Below are 19,323 nucleotides of genomic sequence, written 5' to 3' on the forward strand. Positions count from 1 at the left end.
TGAAGAAATTCACGTGACGCAGGTTTTGGTCCTCTTTCGCGAGGGACGGGGCCGGTCTCGGCTTCCAGTTGGGTTTACGGATTGGGGTGATCGTGCATTCATCGGGCGGGGCAACCTAAATGTCTTGAGAGACAGCTGAATGAATGCACCGTCGCCGTAACCACCAATTCCACGATGACCAGCAAGATCGATATAGTGCATGAGGCGACGAAATCAGTAAAGCGCCACCGTAGTTCCAGTCCCTTGTTTTGACACCGCCTCACCTTTGCATGATGCTCGCGCGATTGGGGGGCGACGCATGCGGTGGTTCGTTGCCGGCTTGCTTATCTCGTCGAGTCTGGCCGGAGGCTGCCAGGCCGGCGATCTTCATGACGGTTTCGACAGCGGTAGCGCCGACCCAACGTCGTGGAGCTTCAGCAAGTTCGTCGGCGGCTATCCGTCCCGGCAGGTGCAGCCGCTCTTCCCCGGCAGTGGCGGAACCGCGGGCGCGATCTCGATCGTCACGACGGATGCCGACGGCGGCAATGATTGCCCGCTTGAGGAAATGCCGGCGGGCGGCTGCCAGCGTGCCGAATTGCAGGTCGCGAAGAGTGGAGCGCTCCCTTACGGCTCCGATAGCTGGTATGCGTTCAGCTTCCGTATCCGGGGGCAGGTCGCGGCTTCCGGCAGCCACCGCACGGTCATCGGCCAATGGAAGGGGCCTGGCAATGACAGCCCGTTCGTGGCGCAGCGCTACGATGACGGCATTTTTCATATTACCGTGGAAACGGCCAATGGGCGGTGCCTGGTTGCGACGGATCGCAACAATGTGGCCGAGGTACTCGAGGCCCAGGGATTTCTCGCCTCCCTGGACGCGTCCGACGATCGGGTGCGCGAACAGGCTGTCGCGCTGATACGGGGCAAAATCGGGCAGCAGCGGCAGGCGGAAGTTCTGACCGGCGTGATGCCGGCCAACACACCCTTGCCGGCACCCTTGCCGGGCAAGGAGCTGGAGGATCGGCGCAGCGGGGAGAACCGTGCCGCCGATTACCTGCAAGGGCTCGCCTTCCTGTCCGCCCCGGAGAATTATCTCGGCTGTCGCCTGGTCCGTATCGAGCCGGTGTCGAACCGGCCGCTGCCGACGCCGAGGGAGGCCTGGGTCGACATGGTCTATCATATCAGGGGTTCGCACGACGACCCGTCCGGCAGGCCGGTTGGTGCCCTGCTCGAAGTCTGGGCCGACGGCCGGAAGATCGTGCGCGTCAGCGGCGATTTCGGCACCCGGCCGCCCATCGATCCCCAGGCCGATCCGGGGACGCAATATGTCAAGCTCGGTCTCTATCGCCTCAGGCAGCCGGGGACGCTCAGCGTCGATCTCGACGAATTCTCCCAGGCCTCGGATGCGGCCGGGCTGCGGCTCGAGCACATGCATCCGTTGGAGACGCCGTGACGGGTGAACCCATCTACCTCAAACCCCAACACTGCGCCCCCTGTTACCTAAACTTATTGTCTCACCAGAGGGGTGCAGTCCAGTCACTATAATTCGAAATTCCGGCCGCTCCGCTCTGTTTCGACTTTTGCTGCTTGATCAAGCGACTTCGGCGGTGTCCTATCGTTAGGCATTCCAAAATTGCAGCCAGAAAAGTGCTGCCGAGGGGGAAGTCGTGATGAAGCGTGCTTATTTTATCTTGTTACTACTCGGACCGGCTTTTCTTTTGCAGTCGTGCGCTGAGAACAAGCCTTTGGAGAAAGGGTTGAGGGTAGGTCCAAGCGTCACTCGTCATACCAAAAAGAATCAAGCCGTAAAAATCTACAGCGCCTATCAGATTGGCGACGATTGCGTGATGTACGACGCACCGCCCCGCGTCAAAGCCGTCTCTCCACCGAAGAACGGTACCCTCACCATTGTTACCGTTAGAGACCATGCCGCTTATCCCGCGACAAGCCATCTCTTTAAATGCAACTCGAAGCTGATACCCATGACGGCTGTCAATTATCAGCCAAATCCAGGCTTCACCGGAACTGACGACCTCACGTTGCAAACCAACTTCAATGGGATTCTCAATCCTCCGGATAAGACTGCGGTCACCGTAGAAGTGGCACCTTAAACTACAGTCGCAGTGCATTTTATCGACGATGCGGAATCAAATTGAAATTAAATGCACTGTCACCGTAATTGCTCTCCAACCGGCGCAGGACTTCTTGCTTGAAGGCAGTCGAATACTGCCGGGGGCTTCTGCCAAATGGCGTCGACATAATGGGCTCCTGGAGCCCTGTTACCCAAATTCCATTGTCTCAGATATGGGGTGCACTCCAGCGCTGTCACCGTAATAAGAGGGATTAACGTAGCCGCTAACGGCAAGCCTGCGCAATGATCCTGATTTCATCAAACGTTGCCGCGATTTCCGAGCGCCTAATAACGTTCTGCAAACCCGGCGAGAGCGTCACTGGTTTTCAGGCGGTATCTCCGCGCTTGGGCACAGGATCTTTTCAAAGCCAAGCGGTGCCCAAGACATCTCGTCGAGGCCTCTGTAGATCTCGATTGTGGGACCCTGACCGCCATCTACGGAATCGAGGATTTTGAAGAATGCTCCAAAATTCGGCGTTGGACGAATAGGGGACGATGACTCACAAGTCGTTCTTGTAACGCCGTTCTGCCGCTGCCAAATCGCAGTCGTTTCATTGTCGTACCACTGAGTCTTGCAGTTGGGATGCCAGATATTTCTTTTCCCGAGAAACGCGTTTATGCGGCTCACCTCGTTCTCCGATAGCCGAAATCGGTAGCGCACAACCTTGATCGGCCCGTCGCCTCTGGCTCTCGATGTGAGGGCCTTCTGAATGTAACTGTCGCCGGTCGCCGAAAGCCAAAGGGCATTTGGAGAAAAAACGCCACATATTCCAACCTGGCCAAAGTCTTCGGTTGCTGCGAACGATGAAACGGTAGACGTGGATACCAACACCATGGCGAATAGCCATGTCGCTGTTCTAATAGCTGCCGCTCTCACCGCTTCCACCCCCGTCCCGGCTTCCCGCCCCCCTTCTTCCGCGCCTCAGCCCCCAGCGGCACTTCGCGATCCGTGCCCGGACCCATGCTGTCCAGCCCCGGCTTGGCGGCTCGCGTCTTCGGCAGGTTGGCTGCATCGCCATAGGCCTTCGGGCCTTTATAGGCGCCGGCCTTCTGGCGTACATTGACCTGCCGGGCCGAGCCGTCGTCGGCCACGGCCATTTCGGTCTCGCGCAGGCGCTTGAGTTCGTCGCGCAGCCGCGCGGCTTCCTCGAAGCGCAGGTCGGCGGCGGCGTCGCGCATGCGCTTTTCGAGGTCGGCGGTCACGGCCTCGAAATTGTGGCCGATGGTGGAGACCTTGTCGGCCAGGCCCTTGTCGACGGTGACGCGGTCGCGCTCATAGACCGAGTTGGTTATGTCGGCGATCCCGCGCTTGACGCTCTCGGGCGTGATGCCGTTGGCGGTGTTCCAGGCCACCTGCTTTTCGCGTCGGCGGTTGGTCTCGGCGATGGCGCGCTCCAGCGAGCCGGTCATGTTGTCGGCATAGAGCAACACGCGGCCGTCGACATTGCGGGCGGCGCGGCCGATGGTCTGCACCAGCGAGGTTTCCGAGCGCAAAAACCCTTCCTTGTCGGCGTCGAGAATGGCGACCAGGGCGCATTCGGGAATGTCCAGGCCCTCGCGCAGCAGGTTGATGCCGATCAGCACGTCGAAGGCGCCGAGGCGGAGGTCGCGGATGATCTCGATGCGCTCGATGGTGTCGATGTCCGAATGCATGTAGCGCACGCGGATGCCGTGGTCGTGCATATATTCGGTGAGGTCCTCGGCCATGCGCTTGGTCAGCACGGTGACGAGGGTGCGGTAGCCCTGTTTCGCCACCTGCTGCACCTCGCCGAGGAGATCGTCGACCTGGGTGCGGGCAGGGCGGATCTCGCATTCCGGATCGATCAGTCCGGTTGGGCGGATGACCTGCTCGGCGAAGACGCCGCCGGTGTGCTCCAGCTCCCATTTGCCGGGGGTGGCCGAGACATGCACGGTCTGCGGGCGCATCGCGTCCCATTCCTCGAAGCGCAAGGGACGGTTGTCGAGGCAGGAGGGCAGGCGGAAGCCATATTCGGCCAGGGTCGCCTTGCGCCGGAAGTCGCCTTTGTACATGGCGCCGATCTGCGGCACGGTGACGTGGCTCTCGTCGGTGAAGACGAGGGCGTTGTCGGGCAGATATTCGAACAAAGTCGGCGGCGGCTCGCCGGGCAGGCGGCCGGTGAGCCAGCGCGAATAGTTCTCGATGCCGGCGCAGGAGCCGGTGGCCTCCATCATCTCCAGGTCGAAGGTGGTGCGCTGGTCGAGGCGCTGGGCCTCCAGCAGGCGGCCGCCGGTATAGAGCTGCTGCAGACGGACCTTGAGCTCGTCCTTGATGCCCTTGATCGCCTGGTTCAGCGTCGGGCGTGGCGTAACGTAATGCGAATTGGCGTAGACCTTGACGAATTGCAGGTCCTGGATCTTCTGGCCGGTGAGCGGATCGAATTCGGCGATGCTCTCGATCTCGTCGCCGAACAAATTGATGCGCCAGGCGCGGTCCTCGTAATGGGCCGGGAACAGCTCGATGACGTCGCCGCGCACCCGGAAGGTGCCGCGGCCGAAATCGGCGCTGATGCGCTTGTATTGCAGGGCGACGAGGTCGGCGATCAGCTGCTTCTGCTCGACGCGCTCGCCCACGCTCATGCCGAAGGTCATGGCGGTGTAGGTTTCGACCGAGCCGATACCGTAGATGCAGGAGACCGAGGCGACGATGATGACGTCGTCGCGCTCGAGCAGGGAGCGCGTGGCCGAGTGGCGCATGCGGTCGATCTGCTCGTTGATCGAGGACTCCTTCTCGATATAGGTGTCCGTGCGCGGCACATAGGCTTCGGGCTGGTAATAGTCGTAATAGGAGACGAAGTATTCCACCGCATTGTTGGGGAAGAACGACTTGAACTCGCCATAGAGCTGGGCCGCCAGCGTCTTGTTGGGCGCCAGGATCAGAGCGGGGCGCTGGGTGCGGGAGATCACCTGCGCCATGGTGAAGGTCTTGCCCGAGCCGGTGACCCCGAGCAGCACCTGGTCTCGCTCATGGCTCTGCAGGCCCTCGACCAGGTCGGCGATGGCGGTGGGCTGGTCGCCGGCCGGCTGATATTCCGAGACGAGTTCCAGGCGGATGCCACCCTCGCTCTTGTCGGGGCGCGAGGGGCGATGCGGCGTCCATATCGGCTTGCCGATCATGCGCGGGTCGCCGGTCTCCAGCAGTTCGGAGAGCGCCTTGATGGTGCCGGCCGAACCGCCGAGCTTGTCGAGCCCGTCGGGATCGAGCTGGCCGTCGTCCTTGGCGCGGGCCTTCTTGTCAGGTGCCTTGCGCTTGACCGCACGGCCCTCCATCTCGGCGCCTCCGCCGGCCGAGGGCACGCCCAATTTGGCGGCAAGCTCGGGGTCGAGGCCGGTGACGGCACCGGCGTCGAAGCCACTCTGCGGCCCCTCGCCGAAGCCCGGCTTCTCGTCGTCGCGCAGGCTGCTCCAGTCCTTCAGGCTACTCTTGGCCTCCTTGAGCAGGCCGGGATTGAGCAGGGCCTTCAGATGCTCGTCGAGCGAGGGCAGGGCCGGGCGCGACGCCTTGGATTTCGGCGTGCGGAGTTTCTTCGGAGCAGGGGTCTTGCTCGAGGACGGGGCTTTGGGTGTATCGGACATGCCCTGATAATGGGGTGAGTCACGCGCCGGGGGAAGGGCCGTCGTCGGAAACTTGCTGACAACGTCCTGTCAGCAGGGTGGCGAAGTTTCCTGCGGCACGACAAGGCCGGCCCTGTTGTGCTAGCGACGGGTTCTTCGTTGCCTTCGGAGTTTCGGATGATCCGTCCTGCAATTTTTATCATGACAGCGGCCCTGGCCGTCGCAACCCTCGCCTGGCAAGGCCCGGCCCAGGCCGCCGGTTTCGACTGCCGCAAGGCGCATAGCGCGGTCGAGAAGCTGATCTGCGCCCATCCGAAACTGTCCCGCCTCGATGACGAGATGAACAGGCTCTACCAGGCCATCGAGGGCGAGACGCGCGGGGTCGACGGCGAGACCGGCGCGGTCAGCGACCCCTTCGGCAAGGACCAGACCCACTGGCGCGAGACGGTGCGCGATGTCTGCACCGACGCCTCCTGCATCGAGCGCGCCTATGTGGCGCGCATCGGCCAGGTCAAGAAGGACTGGGCCTCGGCCCTGGGCGAGGGGCAGTAGGGGAGTTCAGAAGCAGGCCCCTTGTCATCCCCGGCCGAGCGCTTCGCGAGTGCAGCGAGAGAGCTAGGGTATCGTCACAAGCTTCGCTTGTGACTGGGATCCAGGGGCCATGGATCCACGCCTATCGACCCCTGGATCCCCTTCCCTCGGCCTACGGCCTCGCCGGGGATGACAGAGCAGCTATTCTTGAAGGGTACCCGTGCTCTCGTCTTTCCGGCAGCGGTCAGTTGCCGCCTCAGCTGACATGAAAGTCCGTGGCGACCAAAGGCAGGCCAAGGCTGGCGGCGACGGCGCGCGAGGCCAGATTGTCCCAGGACGTGCTGTAGAAGGGCACCGCCCCCAGCGCCCGCACGGCCTGCGCCCAGCCGGCGACGACCGCGACGGCATGGCCATGGCGGCGGTGGTCGGAGTGGGTCTCGACGCCGGCGCAATGCACGGCATCGGAGATGCGCACGCTGGCGCAGATCGCCACGGCGCGATCGCCCTCGACCACGGCCAGGAAGGGCCGCCTGTGCGGTACGTCCGGCAGCCAGTCGGGGAAGAGCGGCCGCAGCAAGTCCGCATTGCCCTCATCGATGGCGATGGGTTGCCGTTGCGGCGGCGGGACGGCATCCGCTCGGTAGACCGGCCCGGCCCAGATCTGCGTCACCGGAGCCTGGTGGCCGAGCAGATCGAGATAGGCTTCTTCCCGGGCCGGGCGTTCCCTCGGCACCTCGCCCAGCGCCTCGTCGCGGCAGAGCTCGCCGAGGCGGGCGACCAGCGCATCCGGCATATCGGCGCGGCAGCGAAACAGCGGCCCGGCCAGCGTCCGCATCAGATGGAAGCGGGGCGCCGGGTGGGAGTCCCACTCATTGCTGTGCAGCAGGCGCCCGCGGCCGTCGGTGGCATAGAGCGTGTCGAGACGGCGGCTCAGCAAGGCCCGCTGGGAATCTGTGTCGAGAGGCATGGACCGAGCCTAGCGATGCGGTGCCGGGCAGGCAATCGCAGGGAGCGAACGTCCTGTATCCGCCGAAACTGAGGTCGCCGGTCAAACGGTGCAAGAGATTGCCGCTGCTCTAGATTGTCCCGGCTCCGGCTCGTGCTAGATGTCGGATCGTCCCTCCGGAATTGGAATCACCCGACATGAAGCTTCAGCTCGCCCTCGGTGCCGCTGCCCTGGCCCTGATGCTGCCCACCCAGGCCCTGGCCGAATGCGACATCACCGATGCCCTGCTCAAGCAGGCCTATCCCGACGCGCAGCAAGGCGACAACGGCCTGCTGGTGAAGGGCGGTGGCTATGATCGTTCGATCAACCCGGACGACGTGGTCTGCAAGGCCTGGCCCTACCGCCCCGAACTGATGCTGGCGGCGGTGCCGCTGATCGAGGCCAAGCCGCCGGTCGAGGGCGAGAACAAGGGCGATGTCGAGATCATCATCGCCGATGTCGCCACCGGCAATCCCGTGGCGCGGCGGCTGGAGAAGGGCATGGCGTTCTCGGACGCCATCCAGTTCGGCTCGATGAGCCTCGACACGGCCCGCTACGACGTCGGCGACGGGCTGCGTGCCTTCGGCCTGCGCACCTCGCAATCAGGCAGTTCGCGCGTCAATCCCTATAACGAGCAGGCGCTCTGGATGTACACCTTCGACAAGGGACGCATCGAGCGCGTGCTGGACGGGCTGATCGTCGAGCGCAGCAATGGCGAGAACAATGGCGATTGCGAGGGCGAGTCGACCTCGGTGACGCGCACCGTCAAGCTCGGTCCCAAGGTCGAGCTGGGCTATCGCGACCTCACGGTCGAGCAGAGCGTCACCCATGAAACCTCCAAGAAGGTCGGTGGCGAATGCAGTTTCGACAAGCAGCCCGGCAAGGCGGCGCGGTTCGAGCTGATCTACGACAATGGCCATTACCGCCCGGCCGCCGGCGTCAAGCCGCGCAGCGAGGGCAGCGATATCGAGAAGGACCTGTTCTCCACCATCGAGCTCGGGGCACAGCCGTGATCGCACGCCGTCTTGCCTGGCTGCCATCGCCTGTCTCCTGCCGGCCGTCGTCATGCCCGTCGATGACGCTGGGCTGAGGCAAAGAACGCGACGCCAGTCATCCCTTCGCCCCGCTTGCAGGGAGAAGGTAAGGATGGGGGGCAGCGTGAGCTCGCAAATTGTTCGCGGAGCTGAGAACGGGGCGAGGGGCGCTTATGTTGGCCTTATCGGCATCCAATCATCTCGCCCAGCCCTTGTCCTAGAGCAAAGCGCGTTCGAGACCGAACGCTTGTTTGCTCTAACTCCTTGTTTCGACGCGTCTTTGCGATTCTTGACGATTCCGTCAAATCACAAAACGCTTTAGCAGCTATGCCGCCTGCCTGGCATTTGCCTCAGGAACCGCTCTCGGCCATGAAGCGGCGGTAGCCGCTGGACCGCAGTTCGCAGGCCGGGCAGGTGCCGCAGCCATAGCCCCAATCATGCCGATGGCTGCGATCGCCATTGTAGCAGGTGTGGGTCTGTTCGCGGACGAGGTCCACCAGCCGGTGGCCGCCGAGCTCCCGGGCCAGCGCCCAGGTCTGCGCCTTGTCGATCCACATCAGGGGCGTGTGGATGATGAAACGGCTTTCCATGCCGAGATTGAGCGCCAGCTGCATGGCCTTCATGGTGTCGTCGCGGCAGTCCGGATAGCCGGAGAAATCGGTCTCGCACACGCCGGTGACGAGATGGCGGGCGCCGCGCCGATAGGCGAGGGTGGCGGCGAAGGTCAGGAAGAGCAGATTGCGCCCGGGCACGAAGCTGTTGGGCAGGCCGTTCTCCTGCATGGCGATCTCGACGTCGCGCGTCAGGGAGGTTTCGCTGATGCGGCCGAGTATGCCGAGGTCAACCAGATGGTCTTCGCCCAGCCGCGCGGCCCAGGCGGGGAAGGCTTCGCGAAAGGCGGCGAGAACCACCGGGCGCATCGCCAGCTCGATGCTATGGCGCTGGCCATAATCGAAGCCGACCGTCTCCACGCTGTCGAAACGCTCGAGCGCCCAGGCCAGGCAGGTGGTGGAATCCTGGCCGGCCGAGAACAGGACCAGGGCTTTGTCAGACATGGGCTTTGTCAGACATGGTTTTCTCCATCCCGAACCTCTTCACGACAGCCATTCATCCCCTTGGAATGGCGGGGTTTTTCAGCCTTCTTCAACCGCGGTGGTGAGGCGCGGGCCGAGATGGGCGTGGCCGCGCCGGCGCGCGAGCGTCTCCTGGCGATGGCGTTCGCGCGAGGAGGCTTTCTGTGTCTCGGTGAGGGTTGCGGCGCAATAGGGGCAGCTCACCCCTTCTTCGTAGTCGGGCGATTGCCGGTTCGTTGCCGAGAGGGGCGACAGGCAGCCATGGCAGAGGGTGAAATCTTCTTGCCTGAGGCCATGGCCGACCGCGACGCGCTTGTCGAAGACGAAGCAGGCGCCCTCCCAAAGGCTTTGCGCAGGCGGGATCTCTTCCAGATAGCGCAGCACGCCGCCCTTGAGATGATAGACCTCCTCGAAGCCCTCGCGCAGCATCAGGCTGGTCGCCTTCTCGCAGCGTATGCCGCCGGTGCAGAACATCGCCACCTTCTTGTGCCTGGCGGGGTCGAGATTGTCCCTGACAAAAGCAGGGAAGTCGCCGAAGCTCTCCGTCCGGGGATCGATGGCGCCCTTGAAGCTGCCGATACGCACCTCGAAATCGTTGCGCGTGTCGATAACCAGTACCTCGGGATCGGAAATCAGGGCGTTCCAGTCCCCGGGCTCGACATAGGTGCCGACACGCTCCAGCGGGTCGACGCTCTTGTCACCGATGGTGACGATCTCCTCCTTCAGCCGCACCTTCATGCGCAGGAAGGGCATGTCCTCGGCGAAGGAGGTCTTGTGCTCGATGGCGGGCAGGCCGGTGATCGCGCGCAGGCGCGGATGGAAGGCCGCCATCGCCTCGGGCGTGCCGGCCACCGTGCCGTTGATGCCCTCATGCGCCAGCAGGATGATGCCCTTGATGCCGAGCGAGCAGGCGAGCTTGGCCAGCGGTTCGCGCAGGTCGGCGAACCCCGGCAGACGGGCGAAATGATAGAAGGCGGCAATTTCGATGGTCGGCATCGCCGCTCTTTAGCGCCAATGGAGGCGGGGGTAAACCTTCCCGGCACCGCCGGCTGGGCGCCGGGGGTGCCGGAGGTCTATTGCGCCGCCTGCCGCGAAGCGACGATGGTGTCGGCCTGCCGCCCCGAGAGCTCGGCCAGATGGTCGAATCTGGATCGGAAAGTGCCGACGCCCGCGGTTGCCGAACGCAGTTCGATGATCAGGTCGGTGATCTCGGCTTCCGGGATCAGCGCCTGTACCACGTCCCAGCCTTCCCAGCCGTCGCGGGCATCGAAGCCGAGGATCTGGCCGCGCCGGGAGGAGACGATGGCGTTGGCCTTGGCCGTGGCATCCGAGGGCACCGAGATCTCCACCGCCAGCACCGGTTCCAGCAGCACGGGGCTGCATTGCGGCATCGCCTCGCTCATGCCGATGCGCGCCGCGGTCTGGAAGGCCATGTCGGAGGAATCCACCGTGTGGTAGGAGCCGTCGGTGAGGGCCACGCCGACATCGACGACCAGGAAGCCGAGCGGGCCGCGCTTGAGATAGTGCTTCACGCCTTCCTCGACCGAAGGGATGTAATTGCGTGGCACCACGCCGCCGGTGATCTTGTCGATGAAGGCAAAACCTTCGCCTCGCGGTAGCGGCATCACATCGAGCACCACGTCGCCGAACTGGCCATGCCCGCCCGATTGCTTCTTGTGGCGTCCGCGCACGCCCGTCACCGATTTGCGGATGGTCTCGCGATAGCCGATCTGCGGCTGGTTCGAGTCGACGGCGACGCCGAATTTCGAGGCGAGCTTCTCCACCGCCACGCGCAGATGCATCTCGCCCTGGCCCCGCAAGATGATGTCGCCGAGTTCGGCATTCTGCTCCATGGCGAGCGCCTGGTCCTCGTCGGTGAGGCGCTGCAGGGCGGCCGAGAGCTTGACGTCGTCCTTGCGGTCGCGAGCCCGGACGGCGAGCGACATCACCGGTTGGGGCGCCTCGATCTCGGCCGGCCGGGGCACGGCCTTGCCGACAGCCAGCATGTCGCCGGTATGGGCGGCATCGACCTTGCCGAGCGCCACGGTATCCCCGACCTGCGCCTGCGTCGTCTTCTGGGTGGTCTGGCCCAGCAGCCGGGCACAGCCGGCGATACGGCCGGTCTCGCCGGAGGATGTCGTCACCGTCATGCCTTCCTGGAAGGCGCCGCTGAGCACGCGCGTCAATGAGAGCTTGCCGGCATGGGCGGTATGGAAGGTTTTCATGACATAGCCGAGAGGCTCCGATCCCGGCGTTATGCCGAGCCGTGCGGCGGTCTCATGAATGCAGGGCGCCTCATGGCGCAGCGCCTTCATCAGCCGCAGCATGCCGTTGCCATTGACCGCCGAGCCCATCAGAACCGGCACGGCCAGGCCGTCGCGCAACTCGTGGGCGAGATCGTCGAAGACCCGGTCGCGGGGGGGCTCGACCTCTTCGAGAAGCTGCTCCATCAGGGCATCGTCATGATCAGACAGTCGCTCCAGCATGGAATAGCGCGCATCCTTGCTTTCGTCGCGTTCGTCGGGCGGGATCTCCACCACCTGGGAGGCCGCGTGTTCCTGGTAGATGAAGGCCCGTTCGAGCGCGAGGTCGACATAGCCGACGGCAACGCCGTTCTTCCAGATCGGGATCTGGCGCAGCAGCAGCGGCAGACGGGAAGCCGGCTGCAGCAAAGGCAGGGCGTCGCGCACGCTCTGATGCGAGTTGTCGATCTTGTTGAGGAAGAGAAAGCGCGGGATCTTCTGGTCTTCGAGTTCGCGCAGGATCAATTGGAGGGCCGGGACCTTCTTCTCATCGGCCTCGCAGACCACAACCGCCGCGTCGATCGCCGGCAGCACGGGCCGCATCTCGGCCAGGAACTCGATCGAGCCGGGGCAGTCGATGAAGGTATAGGTCTCGCCCATGAAGTCCACGGAGGCGATATTGGCCTCGACGCTCATGGTGTGGGCGCGCGCCTCGGCGCTGGCATCGCCGATGGTGGAGCCGGCCGCCACGGTGCCCTGGCGCTGTAAAGCGCCCATGCGTGCGAGGATGGCTTCCAGAAGGGTCGTCTTGCCGCTTTGGAACGGGCCGACCAGGGCGATGCAGCGCGGCCCGCTGGATCGTCTGCCGTTTGGAGTGTTCTGCGTCATTGTCGCGTCCCTCCTGTTCTGGCCGCCGCTCTTTTGGGCGGCTGACCAAAGCGTCGCGCCGATTGGAGGTCGTGGCAAGGGAAAAGTGACATGCGCTGTCGAAGGCGGCGGTGCCTATGCCGCCTGGCGGACCATTCTCTGTTTTTCATTTGAGCGAGATTGGGAGTGTCGGCCTCCCGGCTGACATCTTGGAACGAGGGCTTGTCGGCCAGTAAGATGTCAGCCGGGAGGCTCACACTCCGCATATCGGGCGGCGCTCCCTCATGAACAGACGACCGTCATCCCGGAAGGCGGAAATCGGCTCGCCAGCCAAGCTCGTCGGAAGCCTTGACGATCGACAGTTCAGCGCTTGCTTCTGCGACATTATAGGCGCCGGACCGGCCACGATCGATCGCGAGCAGCGCCGCCTGCGCCGCAGCATCGACATGCACGGACATCGCCCGGCTGGGGATGTCGCTGCCGGTGCCGGGACCATAGAGATAACCGTAGCGCAGAACCACGCCTTCGATCGGCGCTTGGAGCACGGTATCCTCCAGGGCGATCACCCCATGCACGCTGACCGCGCCCGGGCCCTCGGCCCCGTGATTGAGGGGATCGGTCTCGATGTGCGGCAGCGGGCCGGGTGCATAGACCCAGGCAATGCTCTGGGCGATGATCCGCCGGGCTCCGGCCGCGAGAGCGGCAGCAACCAGATTGGCGCTGCCTTCGCGGCGAATGCGGGCATTGCGCGGCACGAATTCCGCCATGCGGGCCGGATCGAGGGCCGGGGGGAGATCGGTGAGCTGGTGGATGACGATTTCGGGCCTGGCGGCTGTCACGGCGGCGATCAGGGCGTCGCGGTCGAAGACGTCGACCACGACCGGCTCGGCGCCGAGTTTCCGCAAAATATCGGCTTTGGCAGGCGTGCGCGTCGTGCCGACGACCCGGTGACCGGCACGAACGAGCAGGCGCGTGAGCGGCGCCCCGACGGCACCGGTGGCACCGGCCAGGAAAATGGTTCGAGGCAAAACGGTTGGGTGCGAAGCAACTCGGGACATGGCTAACCTCGTTTCAGAGCGACTGGCTTCTGAAATAGCCTTGGCATGAGGTCAGCGAAAAGTGCCAAGAATTGCGTGAATGGCTGTACCAAAATAAAAATGCGCCGGATGGCGGGGGGACCATCCGGCGCGTTAGGCGACCAGTTCAATTCGCTTGCGGGGGGACTAGGCGAAGAACCCAATGGTCGCTGTTACTACTGTTGCAGTCGCGAGAAGTCCGACGAGCCAGAGCGCCAAGGTCAGTTGACGTTCTGCTTCAGCCGCCGAAACGCGCATGGCGCGGGTGTCGGCCTTGAGCATATGTGCGGTTGCCTGATTGACGGCCATCGTGATCTCCTCGAAACGCTCGACTGGAAAACATCTAACGTCCTGTCGTCTAAAACTTCGTCCGGCGGAACGAAGTGCGAAAACGCACGCGGCACTCAACTCGGTTACTTCCAACCACGCATCACGCCGCCAAGAACTCGGGTGGCCATGAAGCGCATCGGCTACAGTCAAAGCATCGCTGCCGATCACGGCAGGCTTTTGCGCGTTCTCGGGCGGCGGTGAGGAAGTTTCACGGCTTTGTTGTGTCGATGTTGCCCGGAGCCGGGCGCGTTCATGGCTGAGCGCGCCTGCTCCATAGCTCTTTGGTTTGACACGCCTTTGCGGTTCTCGCCGTCACCGTCAAATCCCAGGATGGTTTAGGAATGAACCCGCGCAGCCTCTCCGGCAAGTTGTGCATTGGACGTAATCTTTGCGCTTGAACGGAGGCTGGCCCGCGCCTAAGCAGAAGCGCGCCCTCCGGGGCGGGCAGGGGGCCGCCCGTGAGGCCGCCTCGCGTTCCCTACACCCGCTTCATCCACGGCTTACAGGAGTTTCCAGCCATGGCTTTTCTCGCCGACGCCCTCTCGCGCATCAAGCCTTCCGCGACCATCGCGGTGAGCCAGAAAGCGCGCGAACTGAAAGCGGCGGGACGCGACATCATCGGCCTTGGCGCCGGCGAGCCCGACATGGACACGCCCGACAACATCAAGAAGGCCGCGGTCGACGCCATGATGCGCGGGGAAACGAAATATCCGCCCGTCTCCGGCATTCCGCAGTTGCGCGAAGCTATCGCCGCCAAATTCAAGCGTGAGAACGGCCTCGACTACAAGCCATCGCAGACCATCGTCGGCACCGGCGGCAAGCAGATCCTGTTCAACGGCCTGATGGCTACGCTGAACACAGGCGACGAGGTCGTCATTCCCACGCCCTATTGGGTCTCCTATCCGGAGATGGTGGCCCTGTGCGGCGGTACGCCGGTCTTCGCCGAAACCACGCTGGCCACCAATTTCAAGCTGTCGCCCGAGGCGCTGGAAAAGGCGATCACGCCGAAGACGAAATGGTTCATTTTCAACTCGCCCTCCAATCCGTCGGGCGCCGCCTATAGCCGTGACGAATTGAAGGCGTTGACCGACGTGCTGCTGCGCCATCCCCATGTCTGGGTGATGACCGACGACATGTATGAGCATCTCGTCTATGGCGACTTCGCCTATTACACGCCGGCCCAGGTCGAGCCCAAGCTCTATGACCGCACCCTGACCATCAATGGCGTCTCCAAGGCCTATTCGATGACCGGCTGGCGCATCGGCTATGCCGCCGGCCCCGAGTCGCTGATCAAGGCGATGGACATGATCCAGGGCCAGCAGACTTCGGGCGCCTGCACCATCGCACAATGGGCGGCGGTGGAAGCGCTCAACGGCACGCAGGACTTCATCCCCGAGCGCCGCAAGATCTTCGAGGGCCGCCGCGATCTGATCGTGGGCATGCTCAACCAGGCCAAGGGTATCCAGTGCCCAACGCCGGAAGGCGCCTTCTACGTCTATCCCTCCTGTGCCGGCACCATTGGCAAGAAGGCGCCCAGCGGCAAGGTGATCGAGACGGATGAGGACTTTGTTTCGGAACTGCTGCAGGCCGAAGGGGTTGCGGTAGTGCATGGCTCGGCTTTCGGCCTCGGCCCGAATTTCCGCATCTCCTACGCGACCTCGACCGAGGCGCTGGAAGAGGCCGGCCGCCGCATCCAGCGCTTCTGCAACACGCTGGTCTGATCTTCCGGCATCGAGATATAATCAGGCCTGCCTCCTCAGGGGGCGGGCTTTTTTGTTGGGCGGAGGGCATGACGACGCTGCGATAGTAGCTCACTGCTCGCTCTTCTCCGTAATCCGGGTCAGGCAGCAGCCCTCCTTTCCCGGGGACCAAAGCTAGATCTCATAGTCGAAGCCCGCTGCTTCCAGGGTCGCCTCGTCGAGCGCCGAGGCGCAGTAAAGCAAGGTAACGATTTCCTCCTCACTGCATCCGGCCTCAATCCATGCATCCTTGATGGGGCACGCCATCATCTTCACTTCGAGGCATCTGCTGTCGAGCCGCCGGATGTCCGGGCAAAACACGGATCCATCATCGGGCGATCTTGCAAAGCCTCTCGCCATGCATTCGAAGTCCCTCGGGGCGCAGCCCGCGAGCGACTTGCCGATCCGAAGGCCGTGGGCACGGCTGGCGCTGCGCATCACATCTTTGGCTTCGTCTTCGCCGTAGCGGGCGTTGAGTTCCCGAAAGACCATGAGATAGGCGGTGCCTCGGTCCTTGATGGCGTCATACAGTAATTTGTTGGTCGGTCTGTTGATCACTACCCTTTCCTCCCAGCTTTCGGCCGGCGCAGGCTTCTCCTATTCCGCGATGGTTTCTGCATCTGCCTTCCGCCACGATTGTGAGCCGCGCTTCCCGGTTTGGCACGATCGCACTTTCGGGTCCGGATTTTCCGTATGCCCGTCTACGGCAATGATCATGCTTGGCGAACAGGAAGGCGCCCTCGAGATTGACCATCAGGCAATGCCGCCAATCCGCGACCTCGATATCCTCGATCGGAGCCGTGGGGTCGGCGATGCCGGCATTGGCGCACAAGACATCGAGCCCATCCCAGGAGGCGCGGATCCGCGCGAACAAGGCTGTGACGGCGGCCTCATCGCAGACGTCGAGCTGCTCGCGTTCCCAGACAGGCGGGCAGGAGGCCAGGGCGTCTGCGTCGATGTCGACGGCCCAGACATGCGCGCCCGCCTTATCAAACGCCTCGGCCATGGTCCGGCCGGTGCCGCTGCCTCCCGCAGTGATCAGAACGCGCTTGTCCATGGTGCTGCCCTCTTGGTTCGCCCGCCGAGCTAAGAGGAGGCTACGCTTGTGGGTACCCGGCGCAGGGGCGGGAAGCGACGGAAAGCGTGCCTGCTGCGACCTGAATCCGGGCTCCGACTGTCTCAGGGGCTATCGCCGCCTACGACCGCTGCTCAATGGTACAGGTCCCTTCAGCGCTGCCGAATTCCGGCGGCGAGCCTCAGGCCGGACACCAGGACCGCCACCAGCACGGCATGGAACATCTTGTCGCCGCTCGTCTGCGGTCCGATGCCGATGGCGATCATCACGGCGCCGACCAGCGTACCGAGAAGGGCAAGGCCTTGGGCTGCGAGGGCGGTGAGGCGCACGAGGGACGGGCGAGCCAAGGCGGTGACGAGACCCAACGCCAGCACCACGGCGATGATCCCCTCCGCAATGGCGGCCCTCGAATGGAGCTCTCCAATGGGCAGGAGGCCGCCGTGTACCATGGAAGCGCCGGCAAAAAGTGCGATGTCGAGGGCGAGCAGGGTTGCGATCCGCGCCATCACGGCACTGGCACCGCGTTTTCGGCCGCTCCCAGACCGAGGAGGTGCACAGCGTCGGACAGAGCTTCGGCGGGTTCGGTTTCCCCCTGGGGCGAACGCCAGGCGACGAAGCCGTCCGGCCGCACCAGCACCGCTCCATCGGGATCGAGGCCATAGGCGGTCGGCCAGCGGCCGTCGATGTCGACGATATCACTGTCCGGGCCGATGATCTCACAAGCGAGCGGCATGGCGAACTGCTGGCGAGCCTCCTCCACGGCCTGGCGCCAGACGGCCTTGCTGGCCAACAGCACGAAATCGCCGCCGAAGAGATCGAGGCTGGACAGGCGCCGCCCGTCGCATTCGAGCCAAAGATGCGGGGCGCGGGTGCCGGGCCGCCCCGCCAGCATCGTATGCGCCTCGAAGGGACCATCCGATGCAGGACCTGCGGGCAGAAAGGCACCGGCGTCGAAGCGCTGGCCGAACACGACGTCATAATCCGGCACGAGCGGTGCCGCCGGAGGCAGACGCTTGGTGGGATCCTTGAACCAGCTTTGCAGGCGCGCGAGGGCCTGGGCCAGCGTCGCCTGCACGACAGGGCGGCGCTCGACGTCATAGCTGTCGAGCAGGCTCGGCCCCGCCTCGCCCTTCAGCACCATGGCCAGCTTCCAGGCAAGGTTGTGGGCGTCGTGAATGCCGGTATTGCCGCCGAAGGCGCCGGTCGGCGGCATCAGATGGGCGGCGTCTCCGATGAGGAAGGTTCGACCCTGGCGAAAGCGATCAGCAATGGACGCGGCAACGTCCCATGCCCTGATGTCGATCGGCTCTGCCTTGATGTCGGAGCGGCCGGCGGCGCGGATCGCGAGGTCGCGGCAGCGGGCCGCATCGAAGTCCTCCACGCGCTCGCCCTTCTGCGGATAATATTGCAACGCCAGCAGCCACCGCCCGCCGGCCCGCGGCGTGACAGCGCCGTTGAGATCGGTGATGAAACAGGAAGTGAAGCGCCGGTCCTGCAGGATCGGCGGCAGGTCGGTATCGAAGATGATGCTGATCCAATGCTGCAGCGAGCCGGGGCCGCTGCAGCCGATGCCGAGCCGCTCGCGCATGCCGCCATTGGCGCCGTCGGCCGCAATCGCATAGTCGGCGTACACGGCCTCCTCTTCCCCGCTGGCGAGGTTGCGGATGCGGGCGCGCACCCCTCGGGCGTCCTCGTCGAAACCTTCGAGTTGGCTGTTGAAGCGGATGTCTGCGCCATGGTGTTCCGCATGGCGGCGCAGGATCGGTTCCAGCACGTGCTGGTCGCAGGTGGAAGGCTGGGTGGGGCTGAATGGATGGGCGTCCGGCCAGCCAAGTTCGCTCCAATGGATATCGGGGTCGGCGAGGTTTTTCGCCCGCGCAATGCCGCCACCTTGCTGATCGCCGGTCCGCTCGGCGCGAATTTCGGCCTCCAGGCTGATGCTGCGAAAGATTTCCATGCTGCGCGGCGAGATGCCGGTGAATTTGTACTGGATTGAGGTGCCGGGGTGCCGCTCCACCACGAGGCAGCGTACGCCCCGACAGGCCAGCAGCGCGGCCGCGGTCAGGCCGGTGAGGCCGCCGCCGACGATGAGCACCGACGTTCTGATTTCCGGTGTGGTTCCCATGGCTATCGTCTCCTTTTGATATTATTTTGATTGACTAAAATATTTTAATAGTCAAATATTTTTATCGAACGAATTTCGGTGCCTTGGAGAATGCCCGCATGACGCCGTCGGATCGCAACCCTGAATCCGCGTCCGCGGCCTGGCGGCTGATGTTCGATTTTCTGATGCGCTCTTCGCCACAGCGGCTGGAGAGCCTGCACAGCCGCGGCCTGACACCCAACGACTCACGGGTTTTATTCACGCTGGACCAGGAAGAGGCGCGTCCGATCGGTACGCTGGCGCGGCAATGGGGTTCCGATCCCTCGACGGCAACCTGGCTGGTTGATCGGTTGGAGCGGGCAGGCCTTGCCGAGCGCTCGCCGGCGCCTGGTGACCGCCGGGTGAAGCTGGTGCGGCTCACCGAAAAGGGAGAGGCGACCCGCAAGGCACTGATGGAGGAATATTATCGCACGCCGCTCGAGGTCGCGGCTCTTTCCGCCGGCGATCTGGAGGACCTGATCCGGATCTTCTCCAAATTGAACCAAAGCGGGGAATGATCAGGTCTCATTGCGGCGCTTGAAGTCCG

General features: G+C 63.9%; 17 protein-coding genes. 6 read left to right on the forward strand and 11 right to left on the reverse strand.

Annotation, left to right across the window (positions count from 1 at the left end; all coding sequences use genetic code 11):
- Nucleotides 1–298: 298 nt before the first annotated feature.
- Complete coding sequence (locus tag ACR9ZN_RS31705) at nt 299–1,429, forward strand: polysaccharide lyase family protein (protein WP_481274104.1); 1,131 nt, start codon at nt 299–301, stop codon at nt 1,427–1,429.
- A 217-nt stretch (nt 1,430–1,646) separates the two neighbouring features.
- Nucleotides 1,647–2,087, forward strand: a complete 441-nt coding sequence (locus ACR9ZN_RS31710; protein WP_434955575.1) for a hypothetical protein — start codon at nt 1,647–1,649, stop codon at nt 2,085–2,087.
- Nucleotides 2,088–2,980: 893 nt separating this feature from the next.
- Here ACR9ZN_RS31710 and uvrB read toward each other — a convergent pair.
- Nucleotides 2,981–5,701, reverse strand: a complete 2,721-nt coding sequence (gene uvrB, locus ACR9ZN_RS31715) for an excinuclease ABC subunit UvrB (RefSeq protein ID WP_481274105.1) — start codon at nt 5,699–5,701, stop codon at nt 2,981–2,983.
- Between the two features lie 156 nt (nt 5,702–5,857).
- Between uvrB and ACR9ZN_RS31720 the strand changes: the two genes are divergently transcribed.
- Complete coding sequence (locus tag ACR9ZN_RS31720) at nt 5,858–6,232, forward strand: lysozyme inhibitor LprI family protein (RefSeq protein WP_481274106.1); 375 nt, start codon at nt 5,858–5,860, stop codon at nt 6,230–6,232.
- 235 nt (nt 6,233–6,467) lie between these two features.
- On the opposite strand, the gene ACR9ZN_RS31725 is transcribed toward ACR9ZN_RS31720, so the two are convergent.
- Nucleotides 6,468–7,178 carry a GNAT family N-acetyltransferase gene (locus tag ACR9ZN_RS31725; RefSeq protein WP_481274107.1) on the reverse strand — a complete coding sequence of 237 codons (711 nt, stop codon included), beginning with the start codon at nt 7,176–7,178 and terminating at the stop codon, nt 6,468–6,470.
- Nucleotides 7,179–7,354: 176 nt separating this feature from the next.
- Between ACR9ZN_RS31725 and ACR9ZN_RS31730 the strand changes: the two genes are divergently transcribed.
- Nucleotides 7,355–8,209: a PA3715 family protein gene (locus ACR9ZN_RS31730; protein ID WP_481274108.1), complete on the forward strand. Its 855-nt coding sequence runs from the start codon at nt 7,355–7,357 to the stop codon at nt 8,207–8,209.
- A 371-nt stretch (nt 8,210–8,580) separates the two neighbouring features.
- Here ACR9ZN_RS31730 and queC read toward each other — a convergent pair whose 3' ends face one another.
- The 5 genes from queC to ACR9ZN_RS31755 form a co-directional block, all read right to left on the reverse strand.
- Nucleotides 8,581–9,285 (reverse strand): 7-cyano-7-deazaguanine synthase QueC, encoded by a 705-nt coding sequence (gene queC / locus ACR9ZN_RS31735; RefSeq protein ID WP_481274109.1) that lies wholly within the window; start codon nt 9,283–9,285, stop codon nt 8,581–8,583.
- 78 nt (nt 9,286–9,363) lie between these two features.
- The gene (trhO, locus tag ACR9ZN_RS31740) at nt 9,364–10,299 is read right to left on the reverse strand and encodes an oxygen-dependent tRNA uridine(34) hydroxylase TrhO (RefSeq protein ID WP_481274110.1); all 936 of its coding nucleotides are present in this window, start codon (nt 10,297–10,299) and stop codon (nt 9,364–9,366) included.
- Between the two features lie 77 nt (nt 10,300–10,376).
- Entirely contained in the window at nt 10,377–12,434 is a 2,058-nt protein-coding gene (locus ACR9ZN_RS31745) for an elongation factor G (protein ID WP_481274111.1), read from the reverse strand.
- Between the two features lie 278 nt (nt 12,435–12,712).
- Complete coding sequence (locus ACR9ZN_RS31750; RefSeq protein ID WP_481274112.1) at nt 12,713–13,471, reverse strand: NAD-dependent epimerase/dehydratase family protein; 759 nt, start codon at nt 13,469–13,471, stop codon at nt 12,713–12,715.
- 165 nt (nt 13,472–13,636) lie between these two features.
- Nucleotides 13,637–13,798 (reverse strand): hypothetical protein, encoded by a 162-nt coding sequence (locus tag ACR9ZN_RS31755; RefSeq protein WP_187829720.1) that lies wholly within the window; start codon nt 13,796–13,798, stop codon nt 13,637–13,639.
- 539 nt (nt 13,799–14,337) lie between these two features.
- Between ACR9ZN_RS31755 and ACR9ZN_RS31760 the strand changes: the two genes are divergently transcribed.
- On the forward strand, nt 14,338–15,540 hold the full coding sequence (locus ACR9ZN_RS31760) for a pyridoxal phosphate-dependent aminotransferase (protein WP_454813277.1): 1,203 nt from the start codon (nt 14,338–14,340) through the stop codon (nt 15,538–15,540).
- A 153-nt stretch (nt 15,541–15,693) separates the two neighbouring features.
- Here the strand turns inward: ACR9ZN_RS31760 and ACR9ZN_RS31765 are convergent, their stop codons facing one another.
- The 4 genes from ACR9ZN_RS31765 to ACR9ZN_RS31780 all read right to left on the reverse strand — a co-directional run bounded on the left by ACR9ZN_RS31765 (nt 15,694) and on the right by ACR9ZN_RS31780 (nt 18,758).
- Nucleotides 15,694–16,116 carry an L-2-amino-thiazoline-4-carboxylic acid hydrolase gene (locus ACR9ZN_RS31765; RefSeq protein WP_481274113.1) on the reverse strand — a complete coding sequence of 141 codons (423 nt, stop codon included), beginning with the start codon at nt 16,114–16,116 and terminating at the stop codon, nt 15,694–15,696.
- On the reverse strand, nt 16,082–16,615 hold the full coding sequence (locus ACR9ZN_RS31770) for an SDR family NAD(P)-dependent oxidoreductase (protein WP_481274114.1): 534 nt from the start codon (nt 16,613–16,615) through the stop codon (nt 16,082–16,084). Before ACR9ZN_RS31770 ends, ACR9ZN_RS31765 begins: the two co-directional genes overlap by 35 nt.
- Before the next feature lie 170 nt (nt 16,616–16,785).
- On the reverse strand, nt 16,786–17,139 hold the full coding sequence (locus ACR9ZN_RS31775; protein WP_454816711.1) for a hypothetical protein: 354 nt from the start codon (nt 17,137–17,139) through the stop codon (nt 16,786–16,788).
- A complete protein-coding gene (locus tag ACR9ZN_RS31780; RefSeq protein ID WP_454813280.1) occupies nt 17,139–18,758 on the reverse strand; it encodes an FAD-dependent monooxygenase in 1,620 nt (539 codons plus the stop codon). The genes ACR9ZN_RS31775 and ACR9ZN_RS31780 overlap by 1 nt, the downstream gene beginning before the upstream one ends.
- A gap of 98 nt (nt 18,759–18,856) precedes the next feature.
- Here ACR9ZN_RS31780 and ACR9ZN_RS31785 point away from each other — a divergent pair, with 98 nt between their 5' ends.
- On the forward strand, nt 18,857–19,294 hold the full coding sequence (locus tag ACR9ZN_RS31785) for a MarR family winged helix-turn-helix transcriptional regulator (RefSeq protein WP_434955592.1): 438 nt from the start codon (nt 18,857–18,859) through the stop codon (nt 19,292–19,294).
- Nucleotides 19,295–19,323: the final 29 nt, after the last annotated feature.

Source organism: Labrys sp. HAY1-8F, assembly GCF_056754975.1.